Raw genomic sequence first — 17,391 nt, 5'->3', positions numbered from 1 at the left:
GCTTTCATTGAACAATTCCGATAAAAGAAAGTTGCTGCAGGTAGAAAATCTGTCGATCAGCTTTTCTCAGTATACGAGAGGAACGAAAAAACGAATCATCCGTCCCATAGCTGATTTGCATGTTGATATTGGAGAGGGAGAAGTCGTGGCCGTCGTTGGAGCCAGCGGATCGGGCAAGAGTCTGTTAGCCCACTCTGTACTGGGGATTTTGCCTGGAAATGCAGTTTGTGGTGGGCGTATCCTCTATAGAGGAGAAGAGCTGACGGACAAAAGAAAGGAGCAGTTGCGGGGGAGGGAGATTTCGTTCATTCCGCAATCCGTCAACTATCTGGATCCTTTGATGCGTGTGGGGCGGCAGGTACAGATTGGCTTGGATCGCAGCACGGCAAAGGCCGCGCAAGAGAGCCTGTTTGCCCGTTATGGCTTGAAGAGCGGTGATGGCCGATTGTTCCCGCATGAACTATCGGGAGGCATGCTGCGCAGGGTACTGTTTGCGACAAGTGTTCGGGAGGGCGTCAAGCTAGTTATTGCAGACGAACCGACACCGGGAATCCATCCTCAGGCGCTGTCCGAAATCTTACGTCAGTTGAAGCAATTTGCGATCGACGGTGCAGGGGTCATGCTGATTACACATGATATTATTTCTGCGCTCGAGATTGCAGACCGGGTAGTGGTTATCAAGGATGGGGCAACTGTAGAAATTGCCGAAGCCGCGGCGTTTGAAGGCAAGGGAGAACGCTTAAAGACCGAATATGCCCAAAGCTTGTGGCGGGCATTACCGCAAAACGATTTCGATCTGGAATTCAACGGAAGGGAGGCGGATGGTCAATGTCTTTAAGAGGAGAAAAACTAGGTCATTATTATAAAAAGGATCGCTGGATTTTTAAGAATATCGACATTTCTGTCGCGCCGGGAGAAGTGCTGGGGTTATCCGGTTACAGCGGGTGCGGTAAAACGACATTGTCCAGAATGCTGGCCGGTTATATCTCTCCGCATGCCGGCCTTGTAACGGTAGATCACCGTCCCATGGAACAAAGGGGCTTTCGATCGGTTCAATTAATCTATCAGCACCCGGAAAAGGCGATCAATCCCAAATGGCGCATGTGCGACGTGCTGAACGAATCCTATTCGCCCACGGATGATATTCTGGATGCTTTCGAAATCCGGGAGGAATGGATGAACCGTTGGCCGGTTGAACTTTCCGGCGGGGAGAAACAGCGCTTCTGCATTGTAAGAGCCCTGAACCCGGCAACCAAGTATATCATTGCAGACGAAATGACGACGATGCTGGATGCCGTTACGCAGGCAAAAATCTGGCACACTTTTCTTGGCATTTGTAAAAGCAGAAATATCGGTGTTATTGTGGTTAGTCATGAGTCTAGCTTATTGAGTCGTCTGTGTGACAATATTTACAAAATCGGGGACAGATCTGATTTGGTTGACAGCCGAATAACGAACGTGTAAAATAATCAAATCGTAAAAATTACGAATTAAAAGGAGATGTTTATTGTGAGAGTAGTTGTTACCTTGGCTTGCACGGAGACCGGAGACCGGAATTATACGACGACCAAGAACAAGAAGACCCATCCGGAGCGGATGGAATTGATGAAATACTGTCCGCGCCTCAGAAAATATACGCTGCATCGCGAGACCCGATAAAGAAGGAGCAAATATGATGGAATCAACGAAGAAAATTCCTGTTACGGTACTGAGCGGATATCTGGGCTCCGGAAAGACGACGCTGCTTAATCATATCCTGCACAACCGGGATGGCTTAAGAGTAGCGGTCATCGTCAATGACATGAGCGAAGTCAATGTGGACGCCAATCTGGTGAAGTCCGGCAATACCTTGTCCAGAACCGAAGAAAAGCTGGTAGAGATGTCCAATGGCTGTATCTGCTGCACATTGCGGGACGATCTGCTGCGCGAGGTTCAGAAGCTGGCTGCCGAAGGGAGATTTGATTATATTCTGATCGAATCTTCGGGAATCAGCGAGCCGGTTCCGGTCGCGCAGACGTTCACTTATGCCAATCCTGAGCTGGACATCGACTTAACCTCGCTGACCCGGCTGGATACGATGGTTACCGTGGTGGACGCCAACCGGTTCTGGCATGATTTTGCTTCGGGCGAAAGTCTGCTGGACCGCGATCAGGCGGCCGGGGAGAACGATTACAGGGACATTGTAGACCTGCTCATCGATCAGATTGAAACCTGCGATGTCTTGCTGCTGAATAAATGCGATCTGGTGGAAGAAGAGGAATTGTTAAAGCTTGAGGCGGTGCTGAGAAAGCTTCAGCCTGCGGCCAAGCTGATCCGGACGGTAAACGGCGTCGTGGATCCAAGAGAGATCTTGAATACAGGCCTGTTTGATTTTGAAAAGACGAGCCTGTCCTCAGGCTGGATCGCGGAGCTAAACAAAGAGGAGCATACGCCGGAGACCGAAGAGTACGGTATTGGCTCGTTCGTGTATCGCAGCAAGGTCCCGTTTCACCCGCAGCGCCTCAGCTTCTTCTTCAGCAATTGGCCGGAGGAAGTCGTTCGCGCCAAGGGGCTCGTATGGATCGCCGCCCGCGGCGATATGGCGGCCACGCTAAGTCAGGCCGGACCTTCAATCCAGTTCGGTCCTGCGGGGTATTGGCTTGCAGCGATGCCCGAGGAGGAGCAGCGCCAAGTGCTCGAGAGCGAGCCGGAGGTGAGGGCGCGTTGGGACGAGAAGTGGGGAGACCGGATGACGGAGCTGGTTTTTATCGGCGTAGAGATGAACCGGCCGGATATCGAAAAGCGATTAGGACGCTGTTTGCTGACGGAAGAAGAAATGAAGCAGGACTGGAGCAGGTTCAACAATCCCCTGCCTTGGCCCGAGGAAGCTTTTCAATAAAACGGTTTACAAATCGTAATTATTACGCTAATATAGGTTGTTGTGTAGTAATAATTACGATTAAAGGAAGAGGTTTCAATGATTTTATCCTCTATGCGTGATGTGGTCTTTGGGTATGGACAGGAGGCTGTCATCGAGAATTTATCATTAGATATCCATGCCGGGCAACTGATCGGCATTACGGGAGAGAACGGCGCGGCCAAATCGACGCTCCTGAAGCTGATGCTCGGACTGCTTAAGCCCTGGAGCGGCACGGTGAATTTCCGCCGGATCCAGGAGGATGGCACCCGGTTGAATGTAGCCTATGTGCCGCAGCAGGCAGCTTCATTTAATACCGGATTTCCGAGCAAGGTTAGTGAACTGGTCAGCTCGGGCTACTATTTCAGGCTCGGGCTGTTCCGGAGGTTCAAGGCGGAGCATCGGCAGAAGGTGGAGCAAGTGCTGCAACGGACGGAGATGTGGGCTTACCGGAACCGGAAAATCGGGGATCTGTCCGGGGGGCAAAAGCAGCGAGTCTGTATTGCGCGCGCGCTTGTCCAGGAGCCGGATGTCCTGGTGTTGGATGAACCGACCACAGGGATGGATGCTGCCAGCAGGATGAAGCTGTATGGGATGCTTCGGGAGGATGTAAGCCGGCATGGACGTACCGTGATCATGGTGACGCATGGCCTGGAGGAAGCTGCCCCTTATCTGGATGCGCTGATTCATCTGGAACGGAAGGAGGGGGGATGGCAATGCTCAGTTACGAATTCATGCAACGGGCCTTCTGGGCCGGAGGCCTGATTGCGGTTATCGCTCCGCTGCTTGGCGTGTACCTGATGCTGCGGCGGCAGGCGCTAATGGCGGATACGCTGTCCCATGTGTCGCTGGCTGGCGTTGCTCTCGGCTCGGTGCTTCATCTCAATCCTGCGCTCAGCGGCTTTGCCGTTGCCGTAGCGGGAGGGCTTATCATCGAGCAGCTGCGGCGTTCTTACCGTACATACAGTGAGATGCCGGTGGCGATCATCATGACCTCGGGGCTGGCGCTGGCTGTAGTGCTGATGAGCCTTAAGCAGAATTTGAGTAAAAGCTTCAGTTCCTACCTGTTCGGCTCCATCGTTGCGGTCAGCAATACCCAATTAGCTTTGATTGCGCTCGTTGCTCTGCTAGGGGTTGCTTATTTTATCATTTTACGGCGTCCGTTATACAGCATGATCTTTGATGAAGAGACGGCCGAAATTTCCGGTGTCCGGGTAAAAGCCTTGTCCTTTTCCTTTGCCGTATTAACGGGTATGACCGTAGCGGCAGCAATGCCTGTTGTCGGCGTGCTGCTGGTCTCGGCGTTGATCGTGCTCCCTGCTTCGCTGGCCCTGCGGATTGCTGCCGGCTTCACCTCGGCCATTTTCATTGCCATTGGAACCGGAATGCTTGGCGTGTTCTCCGGCTTGAGCGTTTCGTATTATGCGGATACGCCGCCCGGGGGGACGATCGCCTTGATTTTGCTATCATTCTTGCTGGTTACGATTTTGATTCAACGGTTGCTGCGGCTGATTGGCCGCCGGAGACCGCAAAAAACAATTCAGTCGAAGGAGTCAAATATCCATGAAATATTGGAAGCATAGTGTAACGGTTTTATTTTTATCGATCATGCTGGTTGTCGCGGGCTGCGGCTCAAATGCCAACAAAACGGGTTCAAATCAGAATGCAGCTCCCGATTCGGCGCCTGTGAATACTGCAGCAGGAGAGAAGCTGAAGATCAAGACGAGCTTCTATCCGATGTATGAATTCACCCGGCAAGTAGCCGGTGATCTGGCTGAGGTGGAGAATTTCGTGCCCGCCGGCGTAGAGCCCCATGATTGGGAGCCGTCGCCGCAGGACATGGCCGCTATTACGGATGCCGACGTATTCGTCTACAACGGCGCCGGAATGGAGAGCTGGGCGGAGCAAGTGCTGGATAGTGCTGCCGGACAGCATGTACTTGTCATCGAGGCGAGCAACGGTCTAGAGATCATGGAGGGCACACCTCATAGTCATGATCATGAAGGGCATGACCACGCTCATGAAGAGGAAGGTCATGATCATGATGAAGCTGATCATGCGCACGAGGGCGAAGAAGCCCATAGCCATGAGGAAGGGGAGCATGACCACCAGGGAGAAGATCACGCTCATGGTGAAAATGATCATGCTCACGAAGAGGAGGCTCATGACCATGATGAAGCCGACCATGCCCATGAGGGCGAAGAAGCGCACAGCCACGATCATGACCACGACCATGACCACGACCATGACCACGACCATGGAGGCTTAGATCCGCATGTCTGGTTGTCTCCTGCGATGGCGATCCAGCAGGTTCGCAATATCGAGAAGGGACTGTCGGAAGCGGCGCCAGAGCACAAGGAGGCATTTAAAGCTAACGCAGATGCTTATGTTGCTCAGCTGGAAGCACTGGACAAGGAATTTCAAGAAGGCTTGAAGGATTCCCTTCGCAAAGACTTCATAACGCAGCATGCGGCCTTTGGCTATCTGGCCAAGCAATATGGTCTGACCCAGGTTCCGATTGCCGGTCTGTCCCCGGAACAGGAGCCTTCCGCGGCCCAAATGGCGGAGATCATTGAATTCGCGAAGGAGCATAACGTGAAGACGATCTTCTTCGAAACCCTGGTATCGTCCAAGGTAGCGGATACGATTGCTGCGGAGCTTGGCGCTAAATCCGCAGTTCTTAATCCGATTGAAGGATTGACCGAAGAGGATATCGCAGGCGGATTGGATTATCTCGGTCTGATGCGTCAAAACCTTGAAGCTTTAAAGGCAGCGCTGAACGAATAGAAGAGGCAACCGGTATGTATCTGGAAAAGAGAGGGCGGGAAGAGATGGAGAACCTGGCGGAGAGCATCATTAACGGGATGGAGGCGGAAGGGCTTCGGATTACCGTACAGCGCAAATTAATCGCCGAGCTGTTCTCCAGCTCCAGAGGCTTTGTACTGCCGAGACAGGTGCACACCCATATTTCTAGGCACATCCCCGGTGTCAGCTATGACACTGTGTATCGCAATCTTCGTCTGCTCGTGCAGATCAATCTGATCGAGCAATTCGACTTTCCCGATGGTGTCCGGTTCAAGCTGAGATGCGGGCCGGACCATCATCACCACCATTTTATTTGCCAGTCCTGCCACATGACATACCCGCTGGATTTCTGTCCGGTAGATCACGGAATTGATCCGCCTGATGGATTTGTGATCCGGTCTCATAAATTTGAAATCTATGGACTATGCGGAGATTGCAGCCGCAAGCCAAAGGAGGACTAAGCATGGCCAAGAAATCGAAGGTCGTCAAGGAATTGAAAAGGCAAGCGTTGGTGGAAAAGTACGCCGAGAAGCGCAGAACGCTGAAAGAAGTCGGTGATTATGAAGCCCTGCAAAAGCTGCCTCGCGATTCTTCGCCGACCCGTCTTCACAACCGTTGCTCCGTATCGGGGCGGCCCAAGGGATATCTCAGCAAATTCAAAGTATCCCGGATCGTATTTCGCGAGCTTGCCCACAAAGGGCAAATTCCCGGCGTAAAAAAAGCAAGTTGGTAAGGGATAGCGGGGCATGTATTTCTATAGTGGAATAAGTTAGCTGGAATGGTGAGTGAGGCGCAGAGAGTTTTATACGAAAAATCGTATAACTGTAGGATCGTGCGGGCCCAATTTGCCTGTTTTGTACGAAAAAACGGATAAATTAGCTCGGATGTTACTCAAGTAGGCAACTTTTATGCGAAAAATCGTACAAATGCTGGGGTTGGGACTTGAATTCCTATTTTTTGTATGAAAAAACGGATAAAAGTACTCGTTCATCGCTCAGTATGATGATGCTGGCGTTGAGATCAGCTTATACTGCTATGCAATAGAAAAAAAACAGCGCAAACCACTCGATGGTTGCGCTGTTTCATTTCAGCCGATAGAACGCCAAGCATCAAGCAGCTCGTGTTCGTCCAGGTCATACCCAATGACGACCAGATAATGGGGCCCTTTGTACGTTGTGCGTTCATGGCGGAGCTGCTTTCCTGAAAACTGGATTAGCGACGCATCGGCATTGGAGGCACCGCTCAGAGAAACATAGCCTTTGGCACGGAGCACGTGGCTCCCCTGATTTTTCAGCAGCTTCTCCAGCTTTTTCAGAGAAAAGGGACTTTCGCTGTTAATCGGAATATAGATGGTCTGAACCCGGGAGAAGGAGCGATGATCATGATTGTGACTATGCACGTGACCCTGCCCGTGATTATGATCGTGACTATGTCCATGCCCGTTTGCGTCTCTATGCCCATTCCCATGCCCGTGATCATGACCATGCCCATACTGGGAGCCGGAGCGGCCGCGAGGCTCTGAAGGCTGGTGAGGTGCAGAGATGACCTTGAACGGGCTGGATGCTTTGGCCTTGAGGCGCAAGGGAACCAGTCCCCGCAGCACGCTCTCAAGCTCGATTTTGGCCTGTACGGCATAGAAAATAGCAGCTTGCTCATTATGCTTTCTGACTAGACGCTCGACCTTTGACAGATGGTGATCTGATACCAGGTCCTGCTTATTGACGACGATCACATCCGCAACATTCAATTGGCGCCGCAGGGTGTGAACGAGCTGTTTGTCCGAGGCAAAAATACTGTTGTATTCCAGCACATGCTCCGCATCTATGACCGTGACGATGTTGTGCAGTATCACCTTATCCAGCAGATCGGGCTCAGCCATTGCATCGACGACTTCCTCGGGATTGGCGACCCCGGTCAGCTCGACCAGAATGACATCGGGAGCCAGCGCAAGCAAGCCTTGGATCGACCCGGATATTTCCGATTTCTTGCTGCAGCATATACAGCCGTCGAACAGTTTCTCCAGCGGGATATCCCCGGCGCTCTGGGACAGGATCATGCCGTCCACATCCGCTTTGCCGAGCTCATTCATCAGAATGGCCGGCTTTAGCTTCCGGCGGTGCATCTCTTGAATCAGCTCAAGCAGCAGTGTGGTCTTGCCGCTTCCCAAAAAGCCGGAGATGACAATAACAGGTGTTTTCATAGGCTCCTCCTTATCCTTCAAGTCCTTTGATCATCATGGGATACTGACGTCCAAAAAATCAAAGTTAGGGTAAATATATGGATTGTCCGGTGCAGGTATGACTTCGGATTCAGTCACATCCACTTTAATGATGGTGTTTCCGTTATATTGCGTCTGACCGAGGGTTCCCTTCAGCCGGACCCAGGTGTCATCGGCGAACCCGGAGGCCTCGGGGAACTCGGTCAACACGCCGTAAGGAGTCGCGTCGGCGGTACAGCACTGCACGGCGATTCGTCCAACGACAAGCTGGTTTTTGTCCAGATTTTTTTCCCGGTAGACGAATCCGGTCAGCTCGATTTCTTTGCCTGCAAACTGCTCCTGGAAGGTGACGATGGTAGTGAGGATTTCCATATAAATGTCGGTCTTGACCTCGATGACCGGCTGGGCGTACAGACGCTCAGCCAATACGGCCAACTCCTGCTCGAAGGCATCCGCACCAATGAACACAGGATCAGCTGATATCCCGGAGGCCCCGTCAGTGGCTATCAATTCGCCCGGCGTGGCGGTCTCTCCAAAGTCCGCCGAAAGGGAGGTATCGGGGCTCTCATGGTTTATGGAACCCTCAGCGCTACCAACAGCATCGTTTGAAATGTTACCAACAGCATCATCTGAAATGTTACCGGCAGTATCGCCTGAAATGGCGGACTGCTGCTGCGCGTACATAGCTCCTAAATTGGGTGTAGTAGATGCGCCAAGGATCATGCCCTTCTTACTGGCAAAGGAGCCGCCAAGCACGGTATCGGGCAGCAAGAATCCTAATAGCAGCGGCAGGGCAAGCATGGCATACAGAAAGCCGGATTGGAACCAGGATTTCTCCTTGGCACCGCTGCAGCAGTCGCATTCGATAATGGAGCCTCGATAAGCTCTATAGGCGATAAAGCCCTGAATGACGGCCAGGGCATAGACGACAATCGACGAGAGTTTGACAAGCGGCCGAATACGAATGCCGATATACAGCTGAAGCGTATCGCTTTCGACCAGAAACGCAATGTACACAGCCAAGCCTAACAGAATGACGGTTCTGACCACATGATGGAGCACGGTAGCCCGCTGCTGATTTTTCATGGAAGGCACTCCTTTACGAGAAAGATTTTAAAAATAGCTGATCCCACCCAATACTGAATGCCAGCACAACCAATACGATAATTACACTCAAGGTGGCAACAAATTTGGTCTTGAATACAGACAGCAGCATAAGCGTGCTCTTCAGATCAAGCATCGGCCCAAGCACCAGGAAGGTAATCAGCGAGCCGGCCGAAAAGGTGTTTACAAAGGAGGAGGCCACAAAGGCATCCGAGGTGGAGCAGATCGAGAGTATGTAAGCAAATCCGGCCATCAGCATATGAGAGGAGATCGGACCGTTCCCGTAAGCCGCTAGCTGCCCCGTATTTACAAAGGTGTGGATCAGGGCGGTGATCAAAGCGCCAAGGGTAAGATATTTGCTCATCTCAAAAAATTCGCTGGTCATATGCATGAACATCGAGGTGACCTTCCCGGCACCAGGAGGATGCATGCTGCTTCCAGTTCCTTCATCATACATGGTCTCCATGCTTAGACGAAGCGGATTATAACGAATGAAGCGGTAAATGAGAAGGCCCGCGACGAGCGCGACCACCAGAGCCAGTCCCATCCGCGAGTAAAGGATCTCGGGGCGGCTGCGAAAGGCGGTGTAGGTAGCAAAGAAGACAATCGGGTTCAGGATCGGTCCGCTCATGATAAATACGGTGGCGATATAGACCGGCATTCCTTTGGCAATCAATCGGCGAATGACCGGAACCATGCCGCATTCACAGATCGGAAAGAGCACGCCGAAGAAGCAGGCAAACAAAATGCCGAGCAAAGGGTTCTTTGGTACCATCCGTGCGATGAATTCCTCGGATACGAACATTTGCAGCAGGGAGGATGAGATCACGCCCAGCAGAATGAACGGAAGTGCTTCCAGAAAGATGCTGATAAATATCGTTTTGAATGTTAGGAGTTCAGATGAAAAATCCAATGCAAGCAATGACATGACTGTATATAAGTCCCTTCGAAGAATGATAATGTTCCTGTTCTATTTTAATCGTAGCAAATACAAATAACAACAAGATAAACGGTTGACACACAAAGAAGTGATCAGTATACTATTCACATCGTAAAAATTACGATTTAATAGCGAGCTTAGCAAATTATAGGCGTGATATGGGGTGTTAATGATGGACGAATTTACGATTCGAAGATTGGAGGCCATCTTAAACGGCTACTTTGAAGCGAAGGTTCCGAAGGAGGTCCGGTCTTTCGTGCGCTTAAAATACGTGTGGGACGGCAAAGCAATGATTCTCTTCGAGGAGCGGTCCCATTCCCACGGGCGGCAATGGCTTTGTTCGGCTATTGCACAGTTTCGTCTGGAACACAATCAATGGAATGTGTATGCCCTAAATGCGAGCCATGACTGGGTACCCGTCAAATCCATTGCGCCCAGTCCGGACTTTGAACGGCAGCTTGAGCAGGTCGAGCTGGATCCTGAGGGGATCTTCTGGCCCACTGGCGACTGGGCTGAAACATTCTGACTAAAAGTAAGAGGAGTATCCATGAATGAGTAAAAACAACGCAAATCTCCGGCTCCCACGGTCCAAGGGGACCGACATGGCGACCTTTTATACGCCTAAAGAGTGCGGCAAGAAAGCAAAACGAATCGTATTCTCGCCTGTTAACCGCCAGATTGTCGAGGAATTCATCTCCATCATCGGCTTAAAGGAAAGGTTCGAGCAGTATGATGTGCCGATTCCCAACAAGATTGTCATGTTCGGCCCTCCCGGTACAGGAAAGACACTGACAGCCTTTTATATCGCCGCACGCCTGGAGCTCCCTTTGATTTTGGTCCGACTGGATTCGATTATCCATAGCCATCTGGGAGAGACGGGAAGCAATGTCCGCAAAATATTCGATTATGCCAAGGCAACACCATGCGTTCTGTTCCTGGATGAGTTCGATGCGATCGGAAGAACAAGGGACAATAATGATGAAGTTAAGGAAATGGCCAGAGTAGTCAATACCTTGCTGCAGTCCCTGGACGAATTTGAAGGGAACAGCATCTTCATCGCAGCCACCAATCTGGAGGAAGAGCTGGATCAGGCGATCTGGCGCCGCTTTGATACGAAGATGAATTACAGTATGCCTGACGATGCCGGACGGACTGAATTTATTTCGCTGCTGCTGGATGGTTTCGAGCTGGACGGACCGATTCACGAAGCGGCACTAGGCCTGCTTGCGGGCTGCAGCTTTGCCGATATGGAGCAAATCGTTCTCAAAGCCAAACGAAAGGCCATCATCGAGGACGGTTCTCTGTCACGAAAGCATCTGGAGGATGCGTATTCGGAATACAGACCTAAAGCGGATCACAAATAAGGATAGGGTTGGGTGAAGCACGAGCATGAGGTTGTGCGGTCCAAGGGGATCATGTGGATTGCCACGCGCAAGCAACTGGCGAACATTGAACGACCCGCTTCCTAAATTCTATATTCATATCTACAAATAGTAATAATTACGCTTTAACTTCATGGAGGAGGAAGAAAACGATGCATTCATTGAAAAAAACAACACTTATTCTATTAGGGAGTCTGATGCTGGCGGTGGCAACGGGGTGTGCTTCATCGCCTGCTGCTGACACTGCGGCGGAAAAGCAGGAAGCAAACTCTTCGGTGTCTGCGGCGGAACCGACGGAGTCTTCAACCGTGACGGAAGAGAATCAGGCCGAGGTTTTCCTATCTTTTACGGATGATGCTGATCGTGAGGTTACGCTTCAGGCACAACCGCAGAAAATCGTCGTACTCTCCCCGCAGTTGCTGGACCTGCTATATGCGGTTGAAGGTACCGCTATAGCTAAGGCTACGTCAACGGGAGGAACCATTCCGGAGAAGGCCAAGGCGATTGAGGATGTCGGCGGCATGACCACCGTGAATACGGAAAAGCTGCTGTCCTTGAAGCCGGATCTGGTGATCGGCTCTACTTCGTTCCATCGTGAGCTGGTAAACGTTCTGGAGGCCAGTAATGTTCCTTTTGCGCTCTTCACGCTCAGCACCTATGACGATTTGAAGGAAAAGGCCCAGCTGTTCGGCAAGCTGGCCGGTACGGAGCCGCAAGCAAACGAAGCGCTGGCAAAGCTGGAGAAGCAAATCGGCGGTTTGACGGACAAGGTGCCCTCAGATCAGGCGCCTACCTTCATTATGCTGAATGTCACGCCGAGCAGCATTAGCGTGCAGCGGCAAAATACGGTGGGAATCGAGGTCGCGGAAATGCTGCATCTGAAAAATGTAGCGGCAACGCTGGAGGCATCGCAGAAGAGTCCGTCTACTGCTCCGTTCAGTCTGGAAAAGATCGTAGAATTGGACCCGGATTATGTCTTTGTCCTTATTCATGGAGCGCGGGAGGATGGAGAGAAGAAAGTCGAATCGGATCTGGCCGCTCAACCGGCATGGGCTTCGCTGCGTGCGGTCAAGGAACAACGCATGGCCATCTTGCCCTCGGATCTGCTGCTGTCGAATCCGGGCTTTCGGCTAAACGAGTCGGTCGAGTATCTGGCAGAGCTTGTATACCCTGATGTGTATGGCAATGAAAACTGACATTAAACGGGTATCCGCTCCGAGAGGCGTTTTCGTATTAGCAGCTATGGCAGTTGCGGCAGCAGCAGGGATTGCGTTTAGCATCGGAACCGGAGCCGTTTCGATTTCGCTGGAGGATATTTGGAGGTATTTGTTCCACGGGTTTGACGGGCCGATGAAAGAAGTGATCTGGAGCATCCGTCTGCCTCGCACGCTGGTAGCGGCCTTGGTCGGCGTGAATCTGGCCTTGTCCGGAGCCATTCTGCAGGGGGTCATGCGCAATCCGTTGGCTGACCCCCATATTATTGGCGTCTCTTCGGGAGCCGGGCTGCTTGGCATCGTCATCCTTATTTTATTTCCGCAAGCCTGGCCCCTGCTAACGCCGGCTGCATTTGTCGGCGCCTCGATAGCGGCTGCCATCATCTATTTGCTGGCCTGGAAGCAGGGCGTTCAGCCGGTCCGCATCATTCTTGCGGGGGTGGCGGTGTCCGCTTTTCTAGGCTCCGGCATTTCCGCGCTGCTCACCTTCTATAGCGACCGGGTCAACGGTGCGCTTGTGTTTCTCGTTGGCGGTTTAGCTGCCAAAAGCTGGCCGGAGCTGCAGATGATGCTTCCGTATTCCTTTGCGGGAGTGGCGCTGGCCTTGGCAGGCTCCGTGCATTTAAATCTGCTCTCTCTTGGAGATTCCAATGCGCGCGGCCTTGGCCTTAAGGTAGAGACTACCCGCCTGGTATTGACGGCTGTAGCTACTTTGCTAGCCGCCAGCGCCGTCAGCGTGGTGGGGTTGCTCGGCTTTGTGGGCCTGATTGTGCCGCATTCCGCCCGGCTGCTGATCGGCAGTGACTATCGGCTGCTGTTGCCCGCCTCGGCGCTGCTCGGCGCAGCGGTGGTCACGGTCTGTGATACCTTGGCTCGTCTGATGTTCGCACCGATCGAGCTGCCTGTTGGAATTATACTGGGAGCGCTTGGCGCTCCGTTCTTTCTGTATTTGCTAAGGAGGGAAGGAGAATGACAGCATTGCTGCTGGATCAGGTTTCTGTCAATTACCACAACCGATGCGTGATCGACCGTCTGGATTGGCAGGCGGAGGAGGGGAAGATCTACAGCATTATCGGTCCGAACGGATGCGGAAAAAGCACCTTGCTCAAGGCGATCTCCGGTCAATTGAAGCCGGCAGGGGGCTCGATTCTGCTGGAAGGGAAGCCTATCGGAGCCTATTCCAGGCGAAGTCTGGCCCGTCAGTTATCCATGCTGCAGCAAAGCCAGGATAAGCTGCCGGACATGACGGTGCGAACCTTGGTCGGTTACGGGCGCTTTCCGCATAAACCGGCTTGGGCCGGACAGCGCAAGGAGGATGAGGCCATCGTCGATTGGGCACTGGCGCAGACAGGGACTTGGATGTTTGCCGACCGCAAGCTGTCCGCCTTATCCGGCGGGGAACGCCAGCGGGTGTGGATTGCGTTGGCGCTGGCGCAAAAGCCGCGCCTTTTGCTGCTTGATGAACCGACAACCTATCTGGATGTCAGCCATCAGTGGGAGATCATGGAGCTGATCTCCGATATTAATCGGAAACACGGCATGACTATCATCATGGTCTTGCACGATATGAATCATGCGGCGGCCTATTCCGACGAAATCATGATGATGAGCAAAGGAAAAGTGTATGCCAGCGGGTCGCCGGAGGATACGATTACCGAACACTCTCTTGGCGAAGTGTTCGGCGTAAAGGGGCGCATTGAGCGCGATCCGGTCAATCAACGGCTGAGCTGTCTTGTAACGGGGCTGCTTCCGAACAAAGAGCAGGCGCAGACGGCCGAAAAAATCTATGTGCATTAGGAAATGGAGAGGATAACGATGAATATCACACCGGATGTATTTCCGTTTTCGGCCATCGTCGGCCAGGATGCGATGAAGAAGGGATTGCTCCTGAATCTTGTGGACCCGCGGCTTGGCGGGGTGTTGATCCGGGGAGAGAAAGGGACGGCCAAATCGACGGCAGTTCGGGCGCTCGCCGATCTGATGCCAGGCCTTCATGTCGTCAACCTGCCGGTCAGCGCTACGGAGGACCGCGTCGTGGGCACCCTGGACATCGAGCATGCGATCCGTGAGGGAGAAAAGCGGTTCGAGCCGGGCTTGCTGGCTGCGGCTCACGGACATATTTTATACGTGGATGAGATTAATCTGCTGGATGATACCATCGTGGACGCCTTGCTGGACGCTGCCGCCATGGGTGTAAATACGGTCGAACGGGAGGGGGTGTCGTATAGTCATCCCTCCCGTTTCATTCTGATCGGGACGATGAATCCGGAGGAAGGGGATCTACGCCCGCAGCTGCTGGACCGATTTGCGCTGTCCGTGGAAGTAGGGGGAGAGCGGGAGGTTGAGACCCGTATGGAGGTCGTCAAGCGACGTCTTGCCTTTGATGCGAATCCCGAAGCGTTTCGACGCCAATATGCGCGAGAACAAACGGAGCTCTATCACCGGATTCTGAGCGCTCGCGAGCGGCTTGCCAGGATTGAGCCTGCCGATCAGCTGCTGGAATGGACCGCCAAGGTCGGGATTCGGCTGGAGGTGGACGGTCACCGCGCGGATATCACGCTGATGAAGACGGCGATGGCGCTCGCCGCCTTGGAGGGCAGAACCTGTGTCCTGGCAGATGACATGGTTGAGGCGGCTTCGCTTGTCATGCCGCATCGGATGCGCAGAAGACCGTTCGAGGATGGGGCGTACGGGACGGAGACGATCAAGGAACGGCTCGGCGATCTGCTGCTGGAGGCCGCGAATGTGTGCTGACGGCGGTTCCTTGTATCCTTTCTGCGCCGTTGTAGGCCAGGAGCGGGCCAAAAAAGCGCTGCTGCTGCACGCCGTGAATCCGTCGGTCAAGGGAGTTTTGCTGGCCGGAGAGACGGGGACATCAAAGACGACAATTGTTCGCGGCTTTGCTTCTCTGGTTCCGGAACGCAAGGAGCTCCGCATTCCGCTTCATGTCGATGACGACCGGCTCTTTGGCGGCTTGGAGACGGCAGCTGCCATCCGCTTTGGCGAGAGAACCTTTTCTTCCGGCTTACTGGCCGCAGCGGACGGGCAACTGGTGACGATAGATGATGTGAACCTGATGAGCGAAAGGGCGCTGAACGCGATTTTGTCCGCTGCAGAACTAGGATGTTTTGAAAGAGCGCGTGAAGGGACAGCCGGTTGGCAGCGGTCTTCCTTCCTGCTGCTAGGGACGATGAATCCTGAGGAGGCCAAGCTGACTCCTGCTTTACTTGACCGCTGGGGACTTTATGTCCGGGTCGACACCTCGTACGATCCTGTCGAACGGGCGGAGATTATCACCCGCAGGCTGGCCTTCGAGCGGGATCCGCAAGCATTTGCGCGCTCCTTCGAGCCAGAGTCCGAAGCGCTGCGGAGAAGGCTTGCGCAGGCACAGGAGCGCCTGGGCGCCGTGCGGATCGGCGAGCCGATGCTGCGTCTGGCCGCCGAAATTGCCAGCGAAGCCGGATGCTCGGGACAGCGCGGGGAAATTCTGCTTGCGGAGCTTGCTCGCGCTTTGGCTGCCTGGGAGGGCGAGCCGGAGGTCAGTGCCGGGCATGTGCAGGAGGCGGCCGGATTTGTTCTGCCGCACCGCATGCGTCAGGCGGAGAATGAAGCCGGGAGACAGGCAGCGCCGGAAAAAGAACCGGACCGCGGCCAGGCGGACGTTGAACCGCCGCCGGAGCAAGCGCCGTCATCCGATGCACAGGAGGATGACATGCAGCCTGACGGCTCGCCGTTGCCGGAGGCCGGCAGCGGGGAGGCAGCGCCGGCACCAGAATCAGCGCCAGAACAAGCGCCGGCACCAGAACCGGCGCTTGGGGGCAATGCTGCCGAGGAGGGCTCCGCCTCCAGTGGAGAGGGCGCTGCATCCGTCCCTGCGCGTGCCGTCGTAGAGGCGGTAGGCCGGGACTTCGGCGTCCGCCGGATTGCCTTTGCTCCGCCGCACACCCGCTTTAAGGCTAAAGCGGGCAAACGCAACCAGGCGAGCGAGGGCGGACGGTCCGGCCGCTATGCGCGATCGGAGACGCCGCGAGGGGCGGTCTCCGATCTGGCGCTCGACGCCACGCTGCGGGCGGCGGCTCCTTATCAGCAGGCCCGCCGTTTGCGGCAAGCTGCTGACGGCGGCGAAGGCGGTCCTCGCGTGCTGGTCGAGGGAAGCGACCTGCGCGTCAAGGTGCGGGAGAGCCGAACGGGGACCGCGCTGTTGTTCGTCGTCGATGCCAGCGGCTCGATGAACGCGGCCAAGCGCATGAAAGCGGTCAAGGGTGCGGTGCTGTCGCTGCTGCGCGACGCTTACCGGCAGCGCGACAGCGTCGGCCTGGTCGCTTTTCGGGACAGCGGGGCAGAGCTGCTGCTGGACATCACGCGCAGTGTCGAGCTGGCTGAACGCCGCTTACAATCGATGCCTGTCGGCGGACGAACTCCGCTATTGGCCGGGTTGGAGAAAGGGGCGGAGACGATGCTAACGATGCAGCGCAAGGGTAGCGGGCTCATTCCGGCAATGATCATCATGACGGATGGAAAAGCGAACGTGGGGGCAACTCCAGGGCTTGACCTTTGGCAGGAAATTCGCGGCATTGGCCGCCGTATTGCGGCTGCGGGGATCCAGGCCCTGGTCATCGATACGGAGCAGGGATTTGTCCGTCTTGGCTACGCCCGCAAGCTGGCGGAATGCATGCAGGCGCAGTATTTGCGGCTGGAGGAGCTGGATGCCGGCGTGATCGAACGTGCGGCAAGGAACTTGATGCAGGAGCGCAAGAGCGTGGGGACGGCTCTGTTATATAACGAAGGGCCGCCAGACGTTTCTTTTAATATATACGTGGGGAGATGAGAGG

Annotated in this window: 19 protein-coding genes; 16 read left to right on the top strand and 3 right to left on the bottom strand. The window is 54.1% G+C overall.

Going from position 1 to position 17,391, the window contains the following annotated elements; all coding sequences use genetic code 11:
• Nucleotides 1–7 precede the first annotated feature (7 nt).
• From KI362_RS03035 to rpsN, 9 genes are all read left to right on the top strand, one after another.
• Nucleotides 8–838 carry an ATP-binding cassette domain-containing protein gene (locus KI362_RS03035; protein ID WP_301624789.1) on the top strand — a complete coding sequence of 277 codons (831 nt, stop codon included), beginning with the start codon at nucleotides 8–10 and terminating at the stop codon, nucleotides 836–838.
• Nucleotides 829–1,464 (top strand): ABC transporter ATP-binding protein, encoded by a 636-nt coding sequence (locus KI362_RS03030; protein ID WP_301624787.1) that lies wholly within the window; start codon nucleotides 829–831, stop codon nucleotides 1,462–1,464. The genes KI362_RS03035 and KI362_RS03030 overlap by 10 nt, the downstream gene beginning before the upstream one ends.
• Before the next feature lie 45 nt (nucleotides 1,465–1,509).
• Complete coding sequence (gene rpmG / locus KI362_RS03025) at nucleotides 1,510–1,659, top strand: 50S ribosomal protein L33 (protein ID WP_044478057.1); 150 nt, start codon at nucleotides 1,510–1,512, stop codon at nucleotides 1,657–1,659.
• A 16-nt stretch (nucleotides 1,660–1,675) separates the two neighbouring features.
• Complete coding sequence (locus tag KI362_RS03020) at nucleotides 1,676–2,878, top strand: GTP-binding protein (protein WP_044479822.1); 1,203 nt, start codon at nucleotides 1,676–1,678, stop codon at nucleotides 2,876–2,878.
• Between the two features lie 78 nt (nucleotides 2,879–2,956).
• A complete protein-coding gene (locus KI362_RS03015) occupies nucleotides 2,957–3,661 on the top strand; it encodes a metal ABC transporter ATP-binding protein (protein WP_301624781.1) in 705 nt (234 codons plus the stop codon).
• Nucleotides 3,607–4,479, top strand: a complete 873-nt coding sequence (locus KI362_RS03010; RefSeq protein ID WP_212942949.1) for a metal ABC transporter permease — start codon at nucleotides 3,607–3,609, stop codon at nucleotides 4,477–4,479. Before KI362_RS03015 ends, KI362_RS03010 begins: the two co-directional genes overlap by 55 nt.
• Nucleotides 4,460–5,683 carry a metal ABC transporter substrate-binding protein gene (locus KI362_RS03005; protein WP_301624778.1) on the top strand — a complete coding sequence of 408 codons (1,224 nt, stop codon included), beginning with the start codon at nucleotides 4,460–4,462 and terminating at the stop codon, nucleotides 5,681–5,683. The genes KI362_RS03010 and KI362_RS03005 overlap by 20 nt, the downstream gene beginning before the upstream one ends.
• Before the next feature lie 14 nt (nucleotides 5,684–5,697).
• Nucleotides 5,698–6,162, top strand: coding sequence for a Fur family transcriptional regulator (locus tag KI362_RS03000; RefSeq protein ID WP_301624776.1), 465 nt, complete (start codon nucleotides 5,698–5,700; stop codon nucleotides 6,160–6,162).
• 2 nt (nucleotides 6,163–6,164) lie between these two features.
• A complete protein-coding gene (gene rpsN / locus KI362_RS02995) occupies nucleotides 6,165–6,434 on the top strand; it encodes a 30S ribosomal protein S14 (RefSeq protein ID WP_301624774.1) in 270 nt (89 codons plus the stop codon).
• A gap of 354 nt (nucleotides 6,435–6,788) precedes the next feature.
• On the opposite strand, the gene KI362_RS02990 is transcribed toward rpsN, so the two are convergent.
• From KI362_RS02990 to KI362_RS02980, 3 genes are read right to left on the bottom strand one after another with little or no spacing between them, the layout of a single operon-like run.
• The gene (locus KI362_RS02990) at nucleotides 6,789–7,901 is read right to left on the bottom strand and encodes a CobW family GTP-binding protein (protein WP_301624772.1); all 1,113 of its coding nucleotides are present in this window, start codon (nucleotides 7,899–7,901) and stop codon (nucleotides 6,789–6,791) included.
• A 33-nt stretch (nucleotides 7,902–7,934) separates the two neighbouring features.
• Nucleotides 7,935–9,005, bottom strand: a complete 1,071-nt coding sequence (locus KI362_RS02985; RefSeq protein WP_301624770.1) for a TIGR03943 family putative permease subunit — start codon at nucleotides 9,003–9,005, stop codon at nucleotides 7,935–7,937.
• A gap of 13 nt (nucleotides 9,006–9,018) precedes the next feature.
• On the bottom strand, nucleotides 9,019–9,951 hold the full coding sequence (locus tag KI362_RS02980) for a permease (protein WP_301624768.1): 933 nt from the start codon (nucleotides 9,949–9,951) through the stop codon (nucleotides 9,019–9,021).
• 184 nt (nucleotides 9,952–10,135) lie between these two features.
• Here KI362_RS02980 and KI362_RS02975 point away from each other — a divergent pair, with 184 nt between their 5' ends.
• The 7 genes from KI362_RS02975 to KI362_RS02945 all read left to right on the top strand — a co-directional run bounded on the left by KI362_RS02975 (nucleotide 10,136) and on the right by KI362_RS02945 (nucleotide 17,387).
• Nucleotides 10,136–10,489: a DUF3024 domain-containing protein gene (locus KI362_RS02975; RefSeq protein ID WP_301624766.1), complete on the top strand. Its 354-nt coding sequence runs from the start codon at nucleotides 10,136–10,138 to the stop codon at nucleotides 10,487–10,489.
• Between the two features lie 25 nt (nucleotides 10,490–10,514).
• The gene (locus KI362_RS02970; protein ID WP_044478069.1) at nucleotides 10,515–11,327 is read left to right on the top strand and encodes an AAA family ATPase; all 813 of its coding nucleotides are present in this window, start codon (nucleotides 10,515–10,517) and stop codon (nucleotides 11,325–11,327) included.
• Nucleotides 11,328–11,497: 170 nt separating this feature from the next.
• Nucleotides 11,498–12,541 carry an ABC transporter substrate-binding protein gene (locus KI362_RS02965; protein ID WP_301624764.1) on the top strand — a complete coding sequence of 348 codons (1,044 nt, stop codon included), beginning with the start codon at nucleotides 11,498–11,500 and terminating at the stop codon, nucleotides 12,539–12,541.
• Nucleotides 12,531–13,532 (top strand): FecCD family ABC transporter permease, encoded by a 1,002-nt coding sequence (locus tag KI362_RS02960; RefSeq protein ID WP_301624762.1) that lies wholly within the window; start codon nucleotides 12,531–12,533, stop codon nucleotides 13,530–13,532. Before KI362_RS02965 ends, KI362_RS02960 begins: the two co-directional genes overlap by 11 nt.
• Nucleotides 13,529–14,356 (top strand): ABC transporter ATP-binding protein, encoded by an 828-nt coding sequence (locus KI362_RS02955; protein ID WP_301624760.1) that lies wholly within the window; start codon nucleotides 13,529–13,531, stop codon nucleotides 14,354–14,356. The genes KI362_RS02960 and KI362_RS02955 overlap by 4 nt, the downstream gene beginning before the upstream one ends.
• 18 nt (nucleotides 14,357–14,374) lie before the next feature.
• Nucleotides 14,375–15,313: an ATP-binding protein gene (locus KI362_RS02950; RefSeq protein ID WP_301624758.1), complete on the top strand. Its 939-nt coding sequence runs from the start codon at nucleotides 14,375–14,377 to the stop codon at nucleotides 15,311–15,313.
• Nucleotides 15,303–17,387: a VWA domain-containing protein gene (locus tag KI362_RS02945; RefSeq protein ID WP_301624756.1), complete on the top strand. Its 2,085-nt coding sequence runs from the start codon at nucleotides 15,303–15,305 to the stop codon at nucleotides 17,385–17,387. Before KI362_RS02950 ends, KI362_RS02945 begins: the two co-directional genes overlap by 11 nt.
• Nucleotides 17,388–17,391: the final 4 nt, after the last annotated feature.

The organism is Paenibacillus apis (assembly GCF_018333295.1).
Lineage (GTDB): Bacteria > Bacillota > Bacilli > Paenibacillales > Paenibacillaceae > Fontibacillus > Fontibacillus antibioticophila.
The sequence above is the reverse complement of the archived record's forward strand: the minus strand, read 5'-3'. Positions and strand labels throughout refer to the sequence as shown.

Coding starts and splice junctions, on each gene's coding strand:
- KI362_RS03020 (WP_044479822.1), top strand. CDS start 1,676: ATGGAATCAACGAAGAAAATTCCTGTTACGGTACTGAGCGGATATCTG.
- KI362_RS03010 (WP_212942949.1), top strand. CDS start 3,607: ATGGCAATGCTCAGTTACGAATTCATGCAACGGGCCTTCTGGGCCGGA.
- KI362_RS02945 (WP_301624756.1), top strand. CDS start 15,303: ATGTGTGCTGACGGCGGTTCCTTGTATCCTTTCTGCGCCGTTGTAGGC.
- KI362_RS02990 (WP_301624772.1), bottom strand. CDS start 7,901: ATGAAAACACCTGTTATTGTCATCTCCGGCTTTTTGGGAAGCGGCAAG.
- KI362_RS03005 (WP_301624778.1), top strand. CDS start 4,460: ATGAAATATTGGAAGCATAGTGTAACGGTTTTATTTTTATCGATCATG.
- rpsN (WP_301624774.1), top strand. CDS start 6,165: ATGGCCAAGAAATCGAAGGTCGTCAAGGAATTGAAAAGGCAAGCGTTG.
- KI362_RS02960 (WP_301624762.1), top strand. CDS start 12,531: ATGAAAACTGACATTAAACGGGTATCCGCTCCGAGAGGCGTTTTCGTA.
- KI362_RS02955 (WP_301624760.1), top strand. CDS start 13,529: ATGACAGCATTGCTGCTGGATCAGGTTTCTGTCAATTACCACAACCGA.
- KI362_RS02985 (WP_301624770.1), bottom strand. CDS start 9,005: ATGAAAAATCAGCAGCGGGCTACCGTGCTCCATCATGTGGTCAGAACC.
- KI362_RS03030 (WP_301624787.1), top strand. CDS start 829: ATGTCTTTAAGAGGAGAAAAACTAGGTCATTATTATAAAAAGGATCGC.
- KI362_RS03000 (WP_301624776.1), top strand. CDS start 5,698: ATGTATCTGGAAAAGAGAGGGCGGGAAGAGATGGAGAACCTGGCGGAG.
- KI362_RS03015 (WP_301624781.1), top strand. CDS start 2,957: ATGATTTTATCCTCTATGCGTGATGTGGTCTTTGGGTATGGACAGGAG.
- KI362_RS02980 (WP_301624768.1), bottom strand. CDS start 9,951: ATGTCATTGCTTGCATTGGATTTTTCATCTGAACTCCTAACATTCAAA.
- KI362_RS02970 (WP_044478069.1), top strand. CDS start 10,515: ATGAGTAAAAACAACGCAAATCTCCGGCTCCCACGGTCCAAGGGGACC.
- KI362_RS02975 (WP_301624766.1), top strand. CDS start 10,136: ATGGACGAATTTACGATTCGAAGATTGGAGGCCATCTTAAACGGCTAC.
- KI362_RS02950 (WP_301624758.1), top strand. CDS start 14,375: ATGAATATCACACCGGATGTATTTCCGTTTTCGGCCATCGTCGGCCAG.
- KI362_RS02965 (WP_301624764.1), top strand. CDS start 11,498: ATGCATTCATTGAAAAAAACAACACTTATTCTATTAGGGAGTCTGATG.